General features: G+C 67.5%; 18 protein-coding genes and 1 pseudogene. 11 read left to right on the top strand and 8 right to left on the bottom strand.

Going from position 1 to position 18625, the window contains the following annotated elements:
* The first annotated feature begins 100 nt into the window (after positions 1–100).
* On the top strand, positions 101–718 hold the full coding sequence (locus tag GPX89_RS02140) for a DUF4254 domain-containing protein (protein ID WP_157354798.1): 618 nt from the start codon (positions 101–103) through the stop codon (positions 716–718).
* 161 nt (positions 719–879) lie between these two features.
* Here GPX89_RS02140 and GPX89_RS02135 read toward each other — a convergent pair.
* From GPX89_RS02135 to GPX89_RS02125, 3 genes and pseudogenes are all read right to left on the bottom strand, one after another.
* Positions 880–1140: pseudogene (locus GPX89_RS02135) on the bottom strand (hypothetical protein); the annotation flags it as partial.
* Complete coding sequence (locus GPX89_RS02130; RefSeq protein ID WP_157354796.1) at positions 1141–2322, bottom strand: fatty acid desaturase family protein; 1182 nt, start codon at positions 2320–2322, stop codon at positions 1141–1143.
* 9 nt (positions 2323–2331) lie between these two features.
* Positions 2332–3396 (bottom strand): ferredoxin reductase, encoded by a 1065-nt coding sequence (locus GPX89_RS02125; RefSeq protein WP_157354795.1) that lies wholly within the window; start codon positions 3394–3396, stop codon positions 2332–2334.
* A 141-nt stretch (positions 3397–3537) separates the two neighbouring features.
* On the opposite strand from GPX89_RS02125, the gene GPX89_RS02120 reads away from it, so the two are divergent.
* Positions 3538–4146, top strand: a complete 609-nt coding sequence (locus tag GPX89_RS02120) for a TetR family transcriptional regulator (protein ID WP_157354794.1) — start codon at positions 3538–3540, stop codon at positions 4144–4146.
* Between the two features lie 2 nt (positions 4147–4148).
* Here GPX89_RS02120 and GPX89_RS02115 read toward each other — a convergent pair whose 3' ends face one another.
* Both GPX89_RS02115 and GPX89_RS02110 read right to left on the bottom strand, forming a co-directional pair.
* Positions 4149–5498 carry an MFS transporter gene (locus GPX89_RS02115; RefSeq protein ID WP_157354793.1) on the bottom strand — a complete coding sequence of 450 codons (1350 nt, stop codon included), beginning with the start codon at positions 5496–5498 and terminating at the stop codon, positions 4149–4151.
* Positions 5499–5797: 299 nt separating this feature from the next.
* Positions 5798–6826 carry a helix-turn-helix transcriptional regulator gene (locus tag GPX89_RS02110; protein ID WP_328601421.1) on the bottom strand — a complete coding sequence of 343 codons (1029 nt, stop codon included), beginning with the start codon at positions 6824–6826 and terminating at the stop codon, positions 5798–5800.
* A gap of 104 nt (positions 6827–6930) precedes the next feature.
* Here GPX89_RS02110 and GPX89_RS02105 point away from each other — a divergent pair, with 104 nt between their 5' ends.
* The gene (locus GPX89_RS02105; RefSeq protein WP_157354791.1) at positions 6931–8355 is read left to right on the top strand and encodes an MFS transporter; all 1425 of its coding nucleotides are present in this window, start codon (positions 6931–6933) and stop codon (positions 8353–8355) included.
* Positions 8356–8445: 90 nt separating this feature from the next.
* On the opposite strand, the gene GPX89_RS02100 is transcribed toward GPX89_RS02105, so the two are convergent.
* Complete coding sequence (locus tag GPX89_RS02100) at positions 8446–9363, bottom strand: D-alanyl-D-alanine carboxypeptidase family protein (protein ID WP_157354790.1); 918 nt, start codon at positions 9361–9363, stop codon at positions 8446–8448.
* 241 nt (positions 9364–9604) lie between these two features.
* Positions 9605–9997, bottom strand: coding sequence for a VOC family protein (locus GPX89_RS02095; RefSeq protein WP_157354789.1), 393 nt, complete (start codon positions 9995–9997; stop codon positions 9605–9607).
* 126 nt (positions 9998–10123) lie between these two features.
* Here GPX89_RS02095 and GPX89_RS02090 point away from each other — a divergent pair, with 126 nt between their 5' ends.
* Positions 10124–10582, top strand: coding sequence for a flavodoxin family protein (locus GPX89_RS02090; RefSeq protein WP_157354788.1), 459 nt, complete (start codon positions 10124–10126; stop codon positions 10580–10582).
* Positions 10583–10605: 23 nt separating this feature from the next.
* Here the strand turns inward: GPX89_RS02090 and GPX89_RS02085 are convergent, their stop codons facing one another.
* Positions 10606–11559, bottom strand: coding sequence for a hypothetical protein (locus GPX89_RS02085; RefSeq protein ID WP_157354787.1), 954 nt, complete (start codon positions 11557–11559; stop codon positions 10606–10608).
* A 178-nt stretch (positions 11560–11737) separates the two neighbouring features.
* On the opposite strand from GPX89_RS02085, the gene GPX89_RS02080 reads away from it, so the two are divergent.
* The 7 genes from GPX89_RS02080 to lysA all read left to right on the top strand — a co-directional run bounded on the left by GPX89_RS02080 (position 11738) and on the right by lysA (position 18585).
* Positions 11738–12316: a PadR family transcriptional regulator gene (locus GPX89_RS02080; RefSeq protein WP_157354786.1), complete on the top strand. Its 579-nt coding sequence runs from the start codon at positions 11738–11740 to the stop codon at positions 12314–12316.
* Positions 12313–14340: an NADPH-dependent 2,4-dienoyl-CoA reductase gene (locus GPX89_RS02075; RefSeq protein ID WP_157354785.1), complete on the top strand. Its 2028-nt coding sequence runs from the start codon at positions 12313–12315 to the stop codon at positions 14338–14340. The genes GPX89_RS02080 and GPX89_RS02075 overlap by 4 nt, the downstream gene beginning before the upstream one ends.
* A complete protein-coding gene (locus tag GPX89_RS02070) occupies positions 14340–14957 on the top strand; it encodes a VOC family protein (RefSeq protein ID WP_157354784.1) in 618 nt (205 codons plus the stop codon). Before GPX89_RS02075 ends, GPX89_RS02070 begins: the two co-directional genes overlap by 1 nt.
* 193 nt (positions 14958–15150) lie before the next feature.
* Positions 15151–15603 carry a hypothetical protein gene (locus GPX89_RS02065; RefSeq protein ID WP_157354783.1) on the top strand — a complete coding sequence of 151 codons (453 nt, stop codon included), beginning with the start codon at positions 15151–15153 and terminating at the stop codon, positions 15601–15603.
* 180 nt (positions 15604–15783) lie between these two features.
* Positions 15784–16209, top strand: coding sequence for a DUF4189 domain-containing protein (locus GPX89_RS02060; protein ID WP_157354782.1), 426 nt, complete (start codon positions 15784–15786; stop codon positions 16207–16209).
* Between the two features lie 91 nt (positions 16210–16300).
* Positions 16301–17095, top strand: coding sequence for a mycolate reductase (cmrA, locus tag GPX89_RS02055; protein ID WP_328601420.1), 795 nt, complete (start codon positions 16301–16303; stop codon positions 17093–17095).
* 143 nt (positions 17096–17238) lie between these two features.
* On the top strand, positions 17239–18585 hold the full coding sequence (gene lysA, locus GPX89_RS02050) for a diaminopimelate decarboxylase (RefSeq protein ID WP_157354781.1): 1347 nt from the start codon (positions 17239–17241) through the stop codon (positions 18583–18585).
* Positions 18586–18625: the final 40 nt, after the last annotated feature.

Below are 18625 nucleotides of genomic sequence, written 5' to 3'. Positions count from 1 at the left end.
CTGCGCCGGAGCCGAGGGGAGCCCCTCCCCGAAACCCCCTCGGCCCTGGCGCATCCAACGGTGTGTGATCCAAAACGTGCGACGGCCGAGGGTGGGAATCATGGCAATCGATTACTCCGGAGCGGGATTCGGGGGCGAGCTCCCATCGCCGTCCACCCTGTTACGTGCCTTCCGCGAACCGATCGGCTCCGACCGGCCCGATCGAGAGGTCCTCGAATCCGCCCATGAACTGGTGCGATGCCATGAGAAACGGCATCGCCTGCTGGAGACGGCACACGCCGACGAGGCCACGCCCGACGAGGTCGCCGACTGCACCCACCTGGTCGACAAGATCGACATCAAGCGCGAGGATCTGGTGGCCCGCATCGACGAGTGGGTGGCGGCCAATATTCCGCACCGCGCCGGGGCCTCGCTGCATACCGAGACCCTCGGCGCGGTCATCGACCGGATGGCGGCGAAATGGGTTGTCGCACAACTGGCTTTGGGTAACACCGAACCCGAGCCGGTGCGGTCCCCCAAGACCGACGGTCCTTCGAAAGCTGCCGACGGGCGCGGACGGCGACGGGCGGTAGCGCACCGCATCAGCGAGGACCGCCCCCGACGCGGGGTGGACACCGAGGCCCACCTGCAGTGGTACCGGCTCGCCGAACTCGCCGACGGCTATCGGGATCTGATCACGGAAGTCGCCCAGCACCGCAGGCGACTCCCGACCTGGTAACCCCAACTCTCGGGGGCTCTCAGGGGCTTCGCCCCCGAACCCCCTCGAGATTTCGGGGCTCCGCCCCGGACCCCCAGAAACTAACGCGGGTCGACGACCTCGGCGTCGATGACATCCGCGCGCTCGCCGGCAACCGGCGTCGTTGCTGAATTGTCCTGTGCGGGTGCGGGTTCCGAGTCATCGCCGAAGTCGTCGAGGCCGTCGGCCAGGTCCTCCGCGGTGGCGCGCTGGGCCCTGGCGTCCTGCTCGGCAGCGGCGGCGGCCTCACGCATCTCGATGGCGTCGGTGATCCAATCACCGATTTCGCGCGTCACCTCGGCGACCGTGCCGGTGATGATCGATGCGATATTGCCGACGTGCCGGGCTCCCGACGCCGTCAATTCCTGGATCAGATCCTTGTTGCTCTCGAATTTCGAAATCATTCACACGCCCACTTCTGTTGGCGACACCGTGTCCGTTTGCGACACGTTGGTCGACTGCCCCCGGCGCATCACGATAACACCGGCCTGGGAGGAATTCTTGACCAGGAACGGCGGCAGCGCCAGCTTGAACAGCTTGCCCCAGACCGAACCGATCTGCCGGGCGAAGCCGCCGGTGTTGTAGGGCAGGCCGTGCTTCTCGCACAGCGCCTCCACCTCGGGCGCGATCTCCGGGTAGCGGTTGGCCGGCAGGTCGGGGAACAGATGGTGCTCGATCTGGTGCGACAGGTTGCCGGACATGATGTGGAACAACTTGCTGCCCTCGATGTTGGCAGAGCCCAGCATCTGGCGCACGTACCACTCACCCTGGGTCTCCTCGGCCGTCTCGTCCTGGGTGAACGTCTGTACGCCGGTCGGGAAGTGACCGCAGAAGATGATGGAGTAGGCCCAGATATTGCGCACGATATTGGCCGTGAAGTTGGCGGCCAGGGTCGAGAAGAACAGCGGGCCGGTCAGCGCCGGGAACACCAGGTAGTCCTTGAGCACCTGGCGGCTGGCCTTGCGCCATTGGCCCTTGACCAGCGTCTTGATCTCGCTCCAGGACTTCTTGCCCCTGATGATGTTCTCGACCTCGAGGTCGTGGCCCATCACGCCCCACTCGAAGGCGAGCATGAGGATGAACGCGTAGACCGGGTTGCCCAGCCGCGCCACGTTCCAGCTCTGGGCCTCGTCCATGCGCAGGATGCCGTAACCGATGTCGCGGTCCATGTCGAGGATGTTGGTGTAGGTGTGGTGCATGTAGTTGTGCGAGTGCCGCCACTGGTCACCCGGGCAGACCGTATCCCATTCGAAGACACGGGAATTCAGGGTCGGCTCCCGCATCCAGTCCCACTGGCCGTGCATGACGTTGTGGCCGATCTCCATATTGTCGAGAATCTTGGAGATGCTCAGCGCGGCCACGCCGGCCAGCCAGAACGGGGGCAGGAAGCCCAGGTAGAGCAGGCCGCGCCCGGCGATCTCGAAGCCGCGCTGAGCCTTGATGACGTTGTAGATGTATTCGCGGTCCCGGTCGCCCAGGTTCTCGGTGATGCGGGCGCGCAGCGCGTCGAGCTCGCGGCCGATCTCCTCGACTTGTTCGACGCTGAGTACCAGTGGGCCATCGGGGGTTTCGGTGAGAATAGCCATGATTCTTCCTCAGATTTCGATGTCGACATCGCCCACGGGGGCGTTGATGCAGATCTGGATGGGCTGGTCGGGGTCGCTGTCGAGCTCCCCGGTGCGCAGATTGCGGGTGCAGCCGCTGCGCTTGACGGCCGTGCAGGTGAAGCAGATACCCATGCGGCAACCGTGCTGCGGGCTCAGGCCCGCGGATTCGGCCTGGTCGAGCAGGGTTTCACCGGTGTTCTCGGCGACCACGCCGCTGCCGGAGAAGGTGACCTTGCCCTCGGCGTCGGCCGGGTCGATGACGGTGGTGGCTAGGGTGAACTCCTCGCTGTGCAGGCGATCGCCCAGCTGCTCGGCCTCGTAGACCTTGCGCACCGCGGCCATCAGGCCGGGCGGGCCGCACAGGTAGGTCTGCGCCGACGCGAACCAGGGCGCGAGGTTCTCCAGCTCGTCGTAGCCGAAATTGGCGTCGCGCTGGGTCTCCGGGTAGCGGAACTCGACCCGGACATTGCCGTGCTGCATGGCGATCGCCTCGAGCTCCTGGCGATGCGGCACCCATTCCGGAGAACGGTTGTAATGCAGGAACAGGATGCGCCCCCGGTAGCCCTCGTTGGCCAGGGTGCGCAGCATGGACAGCACCGGCGTGATGCCGCTGCCGCCGCTGATCAGCACGATCTCGTCGGGCCGGTGCGGCGGCAGGTGGAACACGCCCGCCGCGGGCTCGAGGTCCACCACCATGCCGGGAATCGCGTTCTCGTGCAGGTAGTTCGAGACCAGGCCGTGCGGGTGCGCCTTGATGGTGAGTTCGATGTGCCGGTCGCGGCGGCCGTCCGCGTTGACCGGGGAATAGCAGCGGGTGTGGCGAACGCCGTCGATCACCACACCGATCTGGATGTATTGCCCCGCCACGTGCCCGGACCACTGACGACCGGGCTTGAGCGTCAAGGTGACCGACCCGACCGCGCTGCGCCGCACGTGGGTGATCTCCGCGCGCATCGAGCGCTGGACCAGTGTGGGCCGGACGAGCTCCAGGTAGCGGTCCAGCGGATGCGGGGTGGTCATTGTCTTCTGCACCAGGTCGATGAGTCCGACCATGCGAGCCTCCTGGTTTTCGGTGCACATCTGTACACTGAGATAGTGTGCCGGGTGAAGCGGCCCCAGTTCAACCGGCAGTTCGTGTGACCCACACGACATCTTGTGAATGGAACGAATGTGAACGCATGTATGGTGATCGAGATGAGCGAGCAGGCAGCTACCCGAGTCGAGCGCAAGGAGCGCACCCGCTCCGCGCTGCTCGACGGCACCCTCGCACTGGCCGCCGACCGCGGCTTCGCGGCGCTGTCGCTGCGTGAGATCGCACGGTCGGCCGGGATCGTGCCGACCGCTTTCTACCGGCACTTCACCTCGCTCGACGAACTCGGCACCACCCTGGTCGAGGCGGGTGTGCGTCAATTGCGCTTGGCGCTACGGGAAATGCGGCGCACGCCGAATTCCACCCTGGCCGAAACCGTGCGCTTCGTCTTCGAACAGGTCGACGGCAAACGCGACCTGTGGGGATTCCTGATTCGCGAACGCCACGGCGGGTCGGCGGCGCTGCGCGGGGCCATCGCGGTCGAAATGCAGCTCATCGAGCGGGAATTGGTGGTCGACCTGTCCCGGGTGCGGGCGCTGGACGCGTGGTCACCCGATGACCTGGAGCTGGCCGCCGACCTCATCGTCTCGACGGTCGCGGACCGGATCGCCGACTATCTGATGGCCGAAGCCCGGGAGAGCGGGCGCGTGGTCGAGCGGGCTGTTCTCCAGGTTCGACTCATCGCGCTCGGCATGGGAGCCTGGCGACCCTGAATTCATCTGCCGCGCAGGTCATCTCCGCGGACCGGCAGGAGCAGCATCAGGCCGACGATCAGGACCAGCAGCAGGCCCACGATTCCCGCGCGCTCCGCGTTGAACGCCCACACGAAGAAGCCGAAAAGGGTTGGGGCGAGGAATGATACGGCCCGACCCGTGGTGGCGTAGAGCCCGAACATCTGCCCCTCGCGGCCCGGCGGGGCCAGCCGGGCCAGGAACGAGCGCGCCGAAGCCTGTGCGGGACCGACGAATACGGTCAGGATCAGGCCGAAGAGCCAGAACATGAGCGGGCCGGAGAGCACCAGCAGGAAGGCCCCGGCGAGGATCATCCCGGTCAGCGCGGTCACGATCACCGCCTTCGGTCCGACACGGTCGTCGAATCGGCCGCCCACCAGAGCACCCAGCGCCGCAACCACATTCGCGGCGATTCCGAACAGCAGCACGTCGGAGTCGGCGATGCCGTACACCCGCACGGCCAGGATCGCGCCGAAGGTGAACACCCCGGCCAGCCCGTCCCGGAAGATCGCGCTGGCCAGCAGGAAACCCACGGTGCGCCGATCCACCCGCCACAGCTCCCGCACATCGCGCCAGAGCACCCGGTACGAGGCCAGGAAGGACCTGGCCCCTACCGCCGCACCGGGATCGGCGTCGGTGCGCGGAACTTCGGGAACGTAGAGGAACAGCGGCACCGCGAACCCGGCGAACCACACCGCCGCCAGCACCGCGACCAGCCGGATGTTCAAGCCGTCGTCGATCGGCACCCCGAGCAGACCCCGGTAATCCCCCTTGCCGGCGATGAACCCGACATAGCAGATCAACAGCAGCAGGATCCCGCCGAAATACCCCATGGACCAGCCGAATCCGGAGATCCTGCCGACCGTGGCGGGCGTGGACACCTGCCGCAGCATGGCGAAGTACGGCACATGCGACAGCTCGAACGACGTCGACCCCACGGCCAGCAGCACCAGTCCCAGCCACAGGTAACGATGGTCCTCCCGGACGAAGAACATGGCTGCCATCAACAGCACCGTCACCGACGTCAGGATGCCGAGCGAAAGCTTCCGTCGCGCGGTGGCATCGAACCACTGCCCCGCCACCGGCGCGGTCAAAGCCACCACCAGCCCGGCCGCCCCCAACGCCCACCCCAGCCAAGCGCTCGGCGAAATCCCGCCCGGCAGCCCCTTCCCCACCTTGTCGGTCAGATACACCGAGAACACGAAGGTCAGAATCACCGCATTGAAAGAGGCCCCCGCCCAATCCCAGAACCCCCAGGCGAGAACCGGGGCTCGGCCGGTCGCCTGCCCGACACTCGCATGGCCCGCATCGACTTGCCCCGAGCTCTCGGTCATGCAGCGCAGAGTAGTGGATCGACTGGCTCATGGTGGGTGGGTCGGCACCCTCCCGGAGCGATGATTCAGTACCGCTCGTCTGCCCCGGCGTGCCTAGAAAAAGAGACAAACCCCTTCCCCAGAAATCCACTCCCCCGGTACCCGTCGGTTTTCAAGATCAACATGCAACTAGGTACGGCAAATACGACAAATACTGTGCCAATTTGCATGTTGATCTTGAAAACCCGCCCTGGTCGGAATCCGTCGGGGTGTTTTGTCTCTTTATCTAGGCGCGCCGGGACGCATGAGCGGTTCTCGGGTCATCCCGCCGCAAGGGGTGCCGAAGACGAGCCCGTATCGCGGACGTGAATCGGCGTGCCAGCCCACTCCCGCAGTTCCCGACCATGAACCTGTTCGACGTGCTCGGCCCAGGGGCGGCGGCGTTCGTCGGTGGTCATGGACAGCAGGAGGTGGAGTTTGTCCCAGGCTTCGGTATCCGACGGGGTCCAGACCTGCATCCAGGCACCGGCGATGGACGGCAGGGACATGCTGGTCATGTACATCTCGAGTTCGCCGATGGCGAGGTTGCGGACGATGCGGGTGCGGCCGAGCGGGAGGGCGACATCGTTGCGGGCCCACAGTTCCGCGAAATGCGGGCTCCGGGCGACCATGTCGTCGATGAAGGCGACCCATTCGGGGTCACCGAGATTGCGCGCGTACGCCGATCGCAGGTAGCCGACCATGCGGGCCAGATGATCGGGCTCCGAATGCGACGGGTAGGGGGTGCAGCATTCGTCGGCCAGGAAGACCTTGCGCAGCACATTGCGCGAGCCGCTCATGAACATCGGATACAGGGCGGAGTAGGCGGCATTGTGGGCCAGCACATCGTATTTGGCGTTGAACAGGGCGGCGGGCAGCGGATGCATGTGGTCGAGGATGATCTGCACCTCCTCGTGCACCGGCTCCTCGAACATCGGGTTCGGCGCGGTCGGGACATCCGCCAACCGGTACAGGTGCGCGTGCTCGGCGCCGTCCAGGCACAGCGCCCGCGCGATGGCGTCCAGAACCTGGACGCTGCAATTGATATCGCGGCCCTGCTCGAGCCAGGTGTACCAGGTGATGCCCACCCCGGCCAGCTGCGCCACCTCCTCGCGCCGCAGCCCGGGGGTGCGGCGGCGGGTGCCCACGGGCAGGCCGACGTCGCCGGGCGCGATCCGCGCCCGCCGCGACTTCAGAAACGTCGACAATTCCTCCCGGCGCACCTTGCGCACCGCCCGCGAATTCCCGTTGCGCGCGGCCGCACTGGTCACCGCGTCGATCAGCGGGCCGCAGCCATCCCCTCCGGACACCATCCCTCCATGGTGCCGGTTCCCGCCACCGGTATCCAGGTGGTACCGGTACCCGTATAAGCAGGCTCCTGTTCCCTGCCCGGGCACCGCCGCACCCTCATCTCATGACACAGAGCACCACCCAGTCCCCACCCGTGGCGGCTCCCGCCCCGGTCACCATCCGGCGGCCGCTCGCCGTGCTGGCCGTCATCCTGCTCGGCCAGTTCATGGCGGTGCTGGACGCCTCCATCGTCAATGTCGCGATTCCCTCGATCCGAACCTCCCTGCACGCCACCGGTTCCGGGCTGCAGCTGATCGTCTCCGGCTATGTCATCGCCTACGCGGTGCTGCTGGTCACCGGCGCTCGGCTGGGCGACCGATTCGGGCAGCGCACCATGTTCGTCACCGGGCTGGCGGTGTTCACCGCCGCCTCCCTCGCCTGCGGTCTGGCCACGAACACGGGCTCCCTCATCGCCTTTCGATTCCTGCAGGGCATCGGCTCGGCCGCCATGGTTCCGCAGGTCATGACGCTGATCCAGCGGACCTTCACGGGAACCACACGGGCCCGGGCGCTTTCGGCCTACGCGGCCGTCATCTCCGGCGGCATGGTGGTCGGACAGATCGCGGGCGGCGTCATCGTGAGCAGCGATATCGCCGGAACTGGTTGGCGCGGAGTCTTTCTCGTGAACGTTCCGATCGGGCTGATCCTGTTGGCCGTCGCGCCCCGCGTCCTGCCCGCCGTCACCACCCGGGCCGACCGCAGGCTCGACCTGCCCGGGCTGGCCGTGCTCACCGCCTCGGTGCTGGCGCTGGTGGTGCCGCTGGTGCTGGGCCACGAACAGGATTGGCCGCTGTGGACCCGGATCGTGCTGGGCGCGTCCGCCATTGGATTCGCGGGCTTCGCCCTGGTGGAACGGTGGGTGCACCGTCGCGGCGGCGAACCCCTCTTCGCCGACCGCGTGCTGCGCGCGCCGGGCCTGGTGCTCACCGCCGCCACCCTGTTCCTGGTGATGTGCACCTTCGGCGGCTGGATCTTCGTCCTCACCATCCACCTGCAGTCCACCCTGGGCTACAGCGCGCTGCACGCCGGTCTGCTGTTCCTGCCCAATGGCGTGACTTTCGGCCTGGTGAGCCTGAATTGGACCCGCATCCCAGCGCGTTTCCACGCCGCCATGATCCCGCTCGGCCTGGTCCTCGCCGCCGCCATGACCATCGTCATGGGCCTGCAGATGCGCGGCGGTGCCGATATCGGCCTCGCCGCGCTGACCGTCTTCGCCGTCATGGGTGTCGGCTACGGGCTCGCCTTCAGCCCGCTGATGGCCCGCGCTACCAGCAAGATTCCGCTCGCCCTGGCCGCGGACGCCAGCGGCATTCTCGTCACCTGCGTCCAGTTGGGAGTCGTCATCGGAGTGGCGAGCTTCGGCACGGTCTTTCTCACCATCGCGGGCAGCACCGCCCTGTCCGCCGCCCACGCGGTCGGCGCCACCGCGCTCGCCGAGGGCATCACCGTGCTGGTGGCCGCGAGCCTGGCGGCCAAGGCGGCGCGCTGATATCACCGAAACAGGCTCTCCGACAGCATGATCGGCGGCGGTCACGGCCCAGTGACCGCCGCCGATCAGGTCTTCTGCGGTGGGTCGGCGCTAGTGGATGGGAAGCGCGGCGAGAATGGGGTTGTAAGCCCAGTCCAGCATGCGCCGGGCGTCGTCACGCGCGGCGGCACCGCTCCACGGGCCGCTGTGCAGCACCACGCCGATCACCGGGATTCCCGCCCGGACCGTTTCGAAGAGCAGGCACGACCCGGCGGCGTCGGTGGAACCGGTCTTAATGCCGATGGTGCCCGGGTAGTCGCGCAGCAACTGATTCGTGGTGCGCCAGACGTGATCGCGATGGGCCGGACCGGCGGGCAGGTGATAGCTCTGCGCGCCCGCGACCTCCCGGAACGCGGGCAGGCTCATGGCGCGCAGACCGAGGGCGACCAAGTCGGCCGGGGTGGAGTAGGTGGAATAGTCGTCGGGCGTGGGCAATCCGCTGGGATCGGTGAACTGTGTCGCGCCCAGGCCCATCAGATGGGCGGTGTCGTTCATCCTGCCGATGAAGCCGTCCACGCCGGGCCCGTAGGCGTCGGCGAGGGTGTAGGCAGCGTCGCAACCCGAGGGCAACATCATCGCGTAGAGCATCTCGCGCGTGCTCATCGCTTCGCCCGCGGACAGTCCCGCGGTGCTGCCGTCGAACCGCACGCAGTAGGCGATGGCTTCCGCCGGGACCGTGACGGGCCGCTCGAGGTCCCCGGAGGTGATCACGACCAGCGCCGTCATCACCTTGGCGATGCTGGCGATCGGGACCGGGGTGTTCGCCTCGCGCGACCACAGCATGGTGCCGGCGATGCCGTCCGCCAGCGCCGCCCCCGGAGCCTGCACTCCCTCCGGTTCGGAAGTCAGCCAAGGCAATTGGCCGTGGGGCGCGGTCGCGACCGGGGCGGCGGCCGCGACGCCGTGGCCGACCGCCACCACCAGCGCACCGGCGACGACAGCGTGCAACACTCGGGCAAATGTCCGCATGCCCGGCATTCTGCCTCCCGATCCCCTCAACCAGCGGGATTTCGGTCAGCCACGAGATTCTTCGCCCCGAACGACCCGTGGCAGTAGACGACCGCGGCGAACGGAACAGCCGACGAGGCCGGATCATCGGGCACGGTGACGCGAATGAACGCGGTCGGCACGGGCTCCTCGGTCCCCGTCCCCGCGGACCGGGCCGTCGACGTACCGGCCGTGCACGGTCCCGGTGTCGCCCGGGCCGAGGTCAGAGGTCGGGTGGGGTGACTATTTGGATGAGGTTGCCGCAGGTGTCGTCGAAGACGGCGGTGGTGACCGGGCCGGCGGGGGTGGGGTCCTGGGTGAATTTGACGCCTCGGGCGGTGAGGCGGTCGTATTCGGAGCGGACGTCGCCCACCTGGAAGGAGGCGGCCGGGATGCCGGAGGCGACGAGGCCGGCCTTGTAGGGGCCTACGACGGGGTGGCCGCTGGGTTCGAGGAGCAGTTCGGTGCCCTCGGGGTCTTCGGGGGAGACGACGGTGAGCCAGCGGGCCTCGCCCAGCGGCACGTCGTGCTTCTTCGTGAAACCGAGGACGTCGGTGTAGAAGTCGAGCGCTTTCTGCTGATCGTCGACGAACACGCTGGTTATGTAGATCCGCATGGTGTCTGTATACGCGCAGACGCCGACAAAGGTGACCGGCGACACACGATGGCGGTGTCACGGTCGCGGGGGCGGGCGGTGTCACAGAGCATGTCCGAATCGTCCGGGGAACGAAGGAGTGCAGTGATGAAGGCCCTGATCGTGTGTGTTTCGGTGTCGCACGGCAATACTCGGCGGATCGCCGAGGCCATGGGGGAAGTGTTGGAGGCGACCGTCGTGGAGCCCGAGCAGGTCGACGTGAATCAGCTCGGGTCGTACGACGTGGTGGGGTTCGGGTCGGGGATCTTCCACCAGAGGTTCCACCCGCGGCTGCGCGCGTTCGTGCGAAACCTGCCGAAGGAGCGGCGCGGCAAGGCATTCGTGTACGTCACCAGTGGGTTCCCGCCGCAGATCTGGCCGATGACACGACTGGTCACGCGAGCCGGTTTCGAGGTGGCCGACACCTTCGCGGTGCGGGCCTTCGATACCTGGGCTCCCCTGCGGCTGGTCGGCGGCATCAACAAGGGCAGGCCCGATGCCACGGACGTGGACGCCGCGCGGGCATTCGCCGCCGGGCTGCGCGCCCGGGTAACCGCCGGAGCCTGAAAAGACCGGGCGCGCAGCGGTTCTCAGCTGACCGTGAAGGAGTAGCTGGGCGCGGCGCTCGCGCCCTTGGTCGCGTCGTAGCTCACCACGTAGGGTCCGGTGCCCGGTGAGGGGACGACGAAGATGGCGAAAAGGTCGGCCTTGTCGATGGTTTGGTTGCGATCGAGCAGTTCGTCGATGGGGCCGCGGATATCGGCCACGACGGACTGGCCGTCCGGGGTCTTGATGCTGAAGTACTCGTAGAAGATGTTCGAACCGCCCGCGGCGATCCCGGAGCCGCCGACCAGCTTGATGTGCAGGGCCAGATCCATCTTGTTGCGTTCACCCTTCTTGTAACTGGGTGTGATCGTGCCGCCGGTGATCTCGACGGTGGTCTGGTCCTGGACCAGCTTGCCCGAGACATTCAGGGTCTTCGGCGCGACGCTGTCGGCCTTGGTGTCGGCCTTCAACGGGATCTTGGTCTGATTGTCGGCGGCGGTGCCGTAGACGACGGTGACGGTGTCGAGCAGATGGTCGGCACTGTCCAGCTTCTTCACGGTGGTGGTGACATCACCTGCGGCCGAACCCTTTCCGGGCACGGTCGGAGTGTCCCAGCCCGCCCCTGGATCGAGCGCGCCACCGACCTCCACGCCGGGGACGATGTCGAGCGTCCCGTCCTTGGTGGAGGTGTTCTTGTAGGTGATGTCGACCAGCACCTTCGCGCCGCCGAATTCGTCCGGCGTGACGGTGGCCTTGTCCACGGTGATCTCGAAGCCCTCGTACCAACCGGTCTTATTTATTGTCCGCACGGTCGCTTGCGAATTCGAGCCGCCCGCCTTGGCGGTCGTGGTGGACCGATCCGCCCCGCCCGGCGCGACCGCGCTCACCGAGGTCGCCGGTGAGCCCTTGGCGGTGTCCTTGTCATTGCACGCGGTCATGAGCATCGCCGATGTCGCGATGAGTACCGCCGCTCCGATGGTGGTGAGTTTCGAACGCACGGCTGCCTCCCCTGTCGCCAGTTCAGTGTCCTCCGCCCAGCACTCGCGGGCGTTTGATTCGCTCTGAAATCCGCCCTCCGAGCGGGCGCGTTAACCAGGGTGTCGGGCGCGCTCTCCGCGACCCGCCGTACTATGCACTGAATTGCATAGTACGTCCTGTAGCAGCTACCCTGGCGGCATGGCCCTCGAACACGCGCTCCTGGTATCGCTGACCGAACGCGCCAGCTCGGGCTACGACCTGGCCCAGCGCTTCGACAAGTCCATCGGGTTCTTCTGGCACGCTACCCACCAGCAGATCTACCGCGTGCTCAAGCGCATGGACGAGCAGGGCTGGGTGACCGCGGAGACCGTCCCGCAGGCCGGCCGCCCCGACAAGAAGGTCTACACCGTGTCCGACGCCGGACGCGAGGAACTGATCCGCTGGATCGGCGAACCCACCGAACTCGAACCCATGCGCAACGAGCTCGGCGTGAAGCTGCGCGCGGCCTCCCTCGGCGACGTGTCCGCACTCGCCGTCGAGGTGAAGCGCCACCGCGACCAGCACGAGCACCGCCTCGACCTGTACCGCACCTTCGAAAAGAAGGACTACCCCGCGCCGGATCAGCTCTCCGGCAAGAAACTGCACCAGTACCTCGTGCTCCGCGGCGGCATCCGCGTCGAGGAGGGAATCGTCGACTGGTGCGACGAAGTACTCGACGCCCTCGAACGCGATGCAGCCCGATCGCAGGCGTCCGAACCGAAAGGCTCTCAGCGATGAGCGCGTACCCGCACCTGTTCGAACCCCTGGACCTGGGATTCACCACGCTGCGCAACCGCGTGGTCATGGGTTCCATGCACACCGGCCTCGAGGATCGGGCCTGGCACATCAACCGGCTGGCCGCCTACTTCGCCGAACGCGCCAAAGGCGGTGTGGGACTGATCATCACGGGCGGCTACGCCCCCAACCGCACCGGCTGGCTACTGCCCTTCGGCGCGAAACTGACCAACAAGACCGAGGCCTACCGGCACCGCGCCATCACCAAGGCGGTACACGCCGAGGGCGGCAAGATCGCGCTGCAGATCCTGCACGCGGGCCGCTACTCCTACATGCCGACCAGCGTCTCGGCCTCGGCCATCAAGGCCCCGATCAACCCGTTCAAGCCGCGCGCGCTGTCGGGCAAGGGCGTCGAGGAGACCATCGACGACTATGCCCGCTGCGCCGCCCTGGCCAAGCTCGCCGGGTACGACGGCGTCGAGATCATGGGCGGTGAAGGCTATTTCATCAACCAGTTCCTGGCCGAGCGCACCAACAAGCGCAAGGACAAGTGGGGCGGCTCGCCGGAGAACCGCCGCCGCATCGCCGGTGAGATCGTGCGCCGGGTGCGCAAGGCGGTAGGACCCGACTTCATCATCGTATTCCGGCTCTCCATGGCCGATTTCGTGGAGAAGGGCCAGACCTGGGACGAGATCGCCGCCGTCGCCAAGGATGTGGAGGCCGCCGGGGCCACCATCATCAATACCGACATCGGCTGGCACGAGGCCCGGGTGCCCACCATCGTCACCTCGGTGCCGCGCGCGGCGTTCGTGGAGTGGACCGCGAAGGTCAAGGACATCGTGGACATTCCGGTGTGCGCGTCCAACCGCATCAACATGCCCGAGACCGCCGAGGAGATCCTCACCCGCGGCGACTCCGACCTGGTGTCGCTGGCCCGCCCGCTGCTCGCCGACCCGGAGTGGGCGCGCAAGGCGCAGGACGCGCGGGTCGACGAGATCAACACCTGCATCGCCTGCAACCAGGCCTGCCTCGACCACGCCTTCCAGGCGAAAACCGTGTCCTGCCTGCTGAATCCGCGCGCCGGCCACGAGACCGAGCTGAAGCTGCTGCCGACGCGGCGCACCCGCAAGTTCGCGGTCGTGGGCGCGGGCCCGGCCGGGCTCTCCGCCGCGGTCAGCCTGGCCCAGCGCGGCCACCACGTGGACCTGTTCGAGGCCGACGACAAGATCGGCGGGCAGTTCGACATCGCGCGCCGCATCCCGGGCAAGGAAGAGTTCAGCGAGACCATCCGCTACTACACCCGGCAGATCGAGATCACCGGTGTGCGTTTGCATCTCAACACCAAGGCCACGGCCGAGCAGCTCGTCGCGGGCGGCTACGAGGAGATCATCCTGGCCACCGGCGTGAAGCCGCGCATCCCCAACATCCCCGGCATCGACCACCCGAAGGTGCTCACCTACGCCGAACTGGTGCGCGACGGCAAGCCGGTCGGCAAGAAGGTGGCGGTCATCGGCGCGGGCGGCATCGGCTTCGACGTGAGCGAATTCCTCACCGTCGAAGGACATCCCAGCCTCAAGCTGGACGAGTGGAAGGAAGAGTGGGGTGTCTCCGACGATCCCACCGTCCCCGGCTTCCTCACCACCCCCAGGCCCTCCCCCGCCGCCCGCGAAGTCGTACTGCTGCAGCGCAAGTCGTCCTCGTTCGGCAAGGACCTGGGCAAGACCTCGGGCTGGGTGCACCGCGCCGCGGTCAAGGCCAAGGGCGTGGAGCAGATCGGCGGCGTCAACTACGAGCGCATCGACGACCGCGGCCTGCACATCAGCTTCGGCGAGAAGCGCCAGCGCCCGCAGGTCATCGAGTGCGACAACGTGATCCTGTGCGCCGGTCAGGAATCCGTGCGCGACCTGCAGGAGCCGTTGCAGAACGCGGGCGTGAAGGTGCACCTCATCGGCGGCGCGGACCTGGCATCGGAACTCGACGCCAAGCGCGCCATCAACCAGGGCACCCGGCTGGCGGCGGGACTGTAATGCCCAACCTCACCCGCCTGGGACTGCCCGGAGACGAGCAGTCCTGGGCGGCACTGGGTTTCACCGTCACCGACGGCCGCGTGCGCATCGGCGCGGTCGACTGCGTCCTGGGCGAGGCCGCCTGGGGCTTCGACGAAACCCACTCCGCCCCTGAGGTTCTCGGTATCCGGCATCTGGAATCTACAGCGCCCGCGTCCGATTGGATCCCCGCGCATCCGAACGGTGTGACGAAGATCGACCACGTCGTGTACTGGGTGCCCGAGCTGAACGAGGCGGTCACCAATCTGACCGCCGTGCTGGGCATTCCGCCGCGCCGCCGCTTCTTTCCCCGAGGTCCGGAAGGCCCCGAGATGGCATTCTACCGCGTGGGCGAGCCGTTCCTCGAGGTGGTGAGCTCGGGACGTCCACCCGCCTTGGTGGGGGCCGCATTCACGACCCCCGACCTCGACGCCACAATTGCCGCCGTTCGAGCGGCCGGTGGCCCAATCGGTGACGCCAAACCGGCAGTCCAGGGCGGTCGAATTGCCAGTGTCTGGCACGGCCACCTGACCTGGGGCATAGCGTTTGTGACTCCTCCGTCTCGTAACACTGAGACGGCTTCTCGCCAGCGGGATTAGACACCGACGAAGGGCAAGCCCTGCCCAGATGCGGGCATTACGCCGCTGCGCGCGCCATGGGTATAGTTCCCCCCGTTTCGCCACTGCATCGCCCATTCGATCTGCACTGTTCTGCACTGATCCAAGGAGACGATCTTCACTGGCATCACCCCGTAAGACGTTCGCGCTGGCGTGCACGACCCTCGTCGGCGGCGTGCTCTTCGCCCTGTCACCGCAGGCCGCGGCCGCCACCGGCACCGCCTCCTGCACCGGCGGCAACCTCGATATCCAGACCAGCCCGATCGGCATGTCCGACGGCCCGGTCAACGGAACCGTCAGCGGCACCTTCAGCGGCTGCGACCTGAAGAGTGTCGAGGGCACCTTCACCGGCACCGGCAACTGCAACGACGTGAATGCCACCGTCGACGCCGATCTGCTCTGGAACAACGGCGACAAGACCCATGTGAGTGGTCCGTTCCACGTCCCCGGCGGCACCGTGCCACCCGCCGCCAGCAACACCCTGCCCGCGACGTCCGGCCCCGGCGCCGGCACCAACCTCGTGGTCAACACGGGCCCGCTCGACAACCCGGCCGGGATGGTCGGCCCGTGCATGTCCGACGGCGCGCGCAGCATCAGCGCGCCGATCCAGTCGGTCACCCTGGGCTGAGCGGCTTCTCGCCGCTGCGTCGAAGGAGGCCCCGCCGAATCCGGGCGGGGCCTTCGTCATGTTTCCGCCCGGAACCGAAATGACCTATACGGCAACCGATTCAGACGGTCGGGGGCTGTCGTACCACCCTGCCATGATCACGGAGCAAATGATTCACCGATCTTGGGGGAGGAATTCTCTATGACTCTGACACGTAAAGCAGCCCTGGGCGTCGCGGCCTGCGCCGCAGTGTTCTCCGGCACCTTCGGCACCGCGAACGCCGCCGGTGACCTGTTCGGCGCGATCGCCGTCGCCGATCTGGGCGACTCCTGGCAGTTCGGCGCCGCCTGGGACACTTCCGACCAGGGTCGCGCCGACGCCAGCGCGCTGGACCAGTGCGGCTACACCAACTGCGTGGTCAAACTGCGCTGGGTAAACGGTTGCGGCACGGTCGCGCGTCGCGACGACAACCTCGTCTTCGCGACCGGTCGCAACCAGGCCGAGGCCGAGCGCAATGCCATGTCTCAGCTCGGCGCCGACCCGAACCCGCTGCTGGTGAGCCTGGGTAGCGCGGAGCCGAGCTACGCGAAGATCGTCCGTACGCACTGCACCGCCAACGCGGGCTGATCAGATCTGCGCGGTGGGTGTCGCCGGTTTCGGCGACCCCATCCGCACTCCGCCCTCCCTGCCCCGGTCGGCATCGGTAGGCTGCGATGTCGTGAGCCTGCCTGCACCCACCGCCGACAATCGTGCCGTCGTCACCGGAGCCTCCTCCGGGATCGGCGTCGCCCTCGCCGAAGAGCTTGCCTCGCGGGGCTACTCGCTGATCCTCGTCGCCCGGCGCGGCGACCTGATGGCCGAGCTGGCACAGCGGCTGACCGACCGATACGGGATCACCGCCGAGGTGCGCGCGGTGGACCTGTCCGACCGCGACCAGCGTGCCCCGCTGGCCAAGGAACTGGCCGCGCGCGAGATCGCGATCCTGTGCAACAACGCCGGTGTCGCCACCTTCGGCCCGCTGGCCAAGCTGGATCTGGACTACGAGCGCGACATCATGGAACTCAATGCCGTTGCGGTGCACGACCTCACGCTGGCCGTGCTGCCGGGCATGCTGGAGCGCCGCGCGGGCGGCATCATGATCACCGGGTCCGCGGCGGGCAATATGCCGATTCCGCACAACACCACCTATTCGGCGTCCAAGGCGTTCGTCAACACCTTCTCCGAGTCGCTGCGCGGGGAGCTCAAGGGCACCGGCGTGCACGTCACGCTGCTGGCCCCCGGGCCGGTGCGCACCGACAACCCGGACCAGGAGGAGATGGGCAACAAGATCCCGGAGTTCATCTGGGTCACCGCCGCCCACACCGCCAAGATCACCATCGACGCGCTCGCCCGCAACAAGATGCGCGTGGTTCCGGGCCTGATCAGCAAGGGTATGAGCGTGGTCGGCCAGTTCGGGCCGCGGTCGATCACCTCGGTGGTGGCCGGGGCCGCCTACAAGAAACTGGGCGAGTGACCGCCTCGGTGGTCAACAACCCGTAAGGATCCGCCCGAGCGTCGTCAAAGCCGCGTAGCCGGAGGTTCACCGGCTACCGGTACGGGCGTACTCCTGAAGTGGCCCCGCATAAGAGAAAGCGGGGACCCCCACAGGAGACACTCTTGACGCTGCTCGAGATCTTTCCGTCGCTGCGTGACGGGGGCATGGTGCCCCGCCTCGACCCGGCCATCTGGCCGGCCGAGACCCATTACGACGGCGACGGACGTATCACGGTCGGCGGTGTCGCGCTGGCCGACATAGCCGACCAGTACGGGACACCCACCTACGTCCTCGACGAGGGCGAGGTGCGCGGGCGCTGCCAGGCCTACCGCAAGCGTTTTCCCGACGCCGAGATCATCTACGCGGGCAAGGCGCTGCTGACCCGCGCGGTCGCCGAATGGATCGCCGACGAGGGACTGTCGCTGGATGTGTGCTCCGCCGGGGAACTGGCCGTCGCGCTGTCCTCTTGGACCGATCCGCGGCGAATCGTGCTGCACGGCAACGGAAAGCCGTTCACCGAACTGGAGACGGCCGTCAACTGCGGGGTCGGGCGCATCGTCGTCGACTCGCTGACCGAGATCACCCTGCTCTCGACGCTGGCCGAGCGGCCGCAGCGGGTGCTGCTGCGGGTCACCCCCGATATCGACGTGCACGGGCATCCGGCCGTGCGGACCGGGGTGAGCGACCAGAAGTTCGGCTTCCCGATCGGCGGCCAGGCTGTCAAGGAAGCGGTGGATCGCATTGTGCGGCAACCGAATCTGGAATTCGCCGGCCTGCACTGCCACATCGGCTCGCAGATCCACGACACCTTCCCCTACGGCGAGGCGGTGCGCCGCATGGTCGCCGAAATGGCCCGCATCCGTGACGAATTCGGCGTCACCCTGACCGATCTCGATCTGGGCGGCGGGCATGCGGTCGCCTACCGCAGCGGGGACGCGGAGATGAACCTGGCCGAGCTGGCCGACATCATCGAGGACTCGCTCGACGCGGCGTGCGCCCGGCACGGATTCCCGCGCCCCCGAATCTCGTTGGAGCCCGGCCGCGCCATCGTGGCCCGCGCGGGCGTCACCCTGTACCGGGTGCTGTCGGTCAAGCACGTCGAGGACGGGCACACCTACGTCACCGTCGACGGCGGCATGAGCGACAACCCGCGCGTGGCGCTCTACGGCGCCCGCTACGACGCCGTCGTGGTCAACCGCCACCCCACCGGCCCGCACATGACCGCCACCGTCGCGGGCCGCTACTGCGAGGCGGGCGACATCCTCGCCCGCGATGTCCGCCTGCCCGCCGACCTGCGTCCCGGCGAGGTGCTGGCCATGCCCTGCACGGGCGCGTACCACCACAGCCTGGCCTCGTCCTACAACGGCGTGGGCCGCCCGCCGATCGTCGCCGTCCGCGACGGCAGCTCCCGCGAACTGATCCGCCGCGAGACCATCGACGACCTCATGTGCCGCGACATCGGCCACTGATATCGCCGAGCGGCACACCCCGATGGGTGTGCCGCTCGCC

The sequence above is a fragment of the Nocardia terrae genome, from assembly GCF_009760405.1.
In the GTDB taxonomy this organism is placed as follows: domain Bacteria; phylum Actinomycetota; class Actinomycetes; order Mycobacteriales; family Mycobacteriaceae; genus Nocardia; species Nocardia terrae.
The sequence above is the reverse complement of the archived record's forward strand: the minus strand, read 5'-3'. Positions and strand labels throughout refer to the sequence as shown.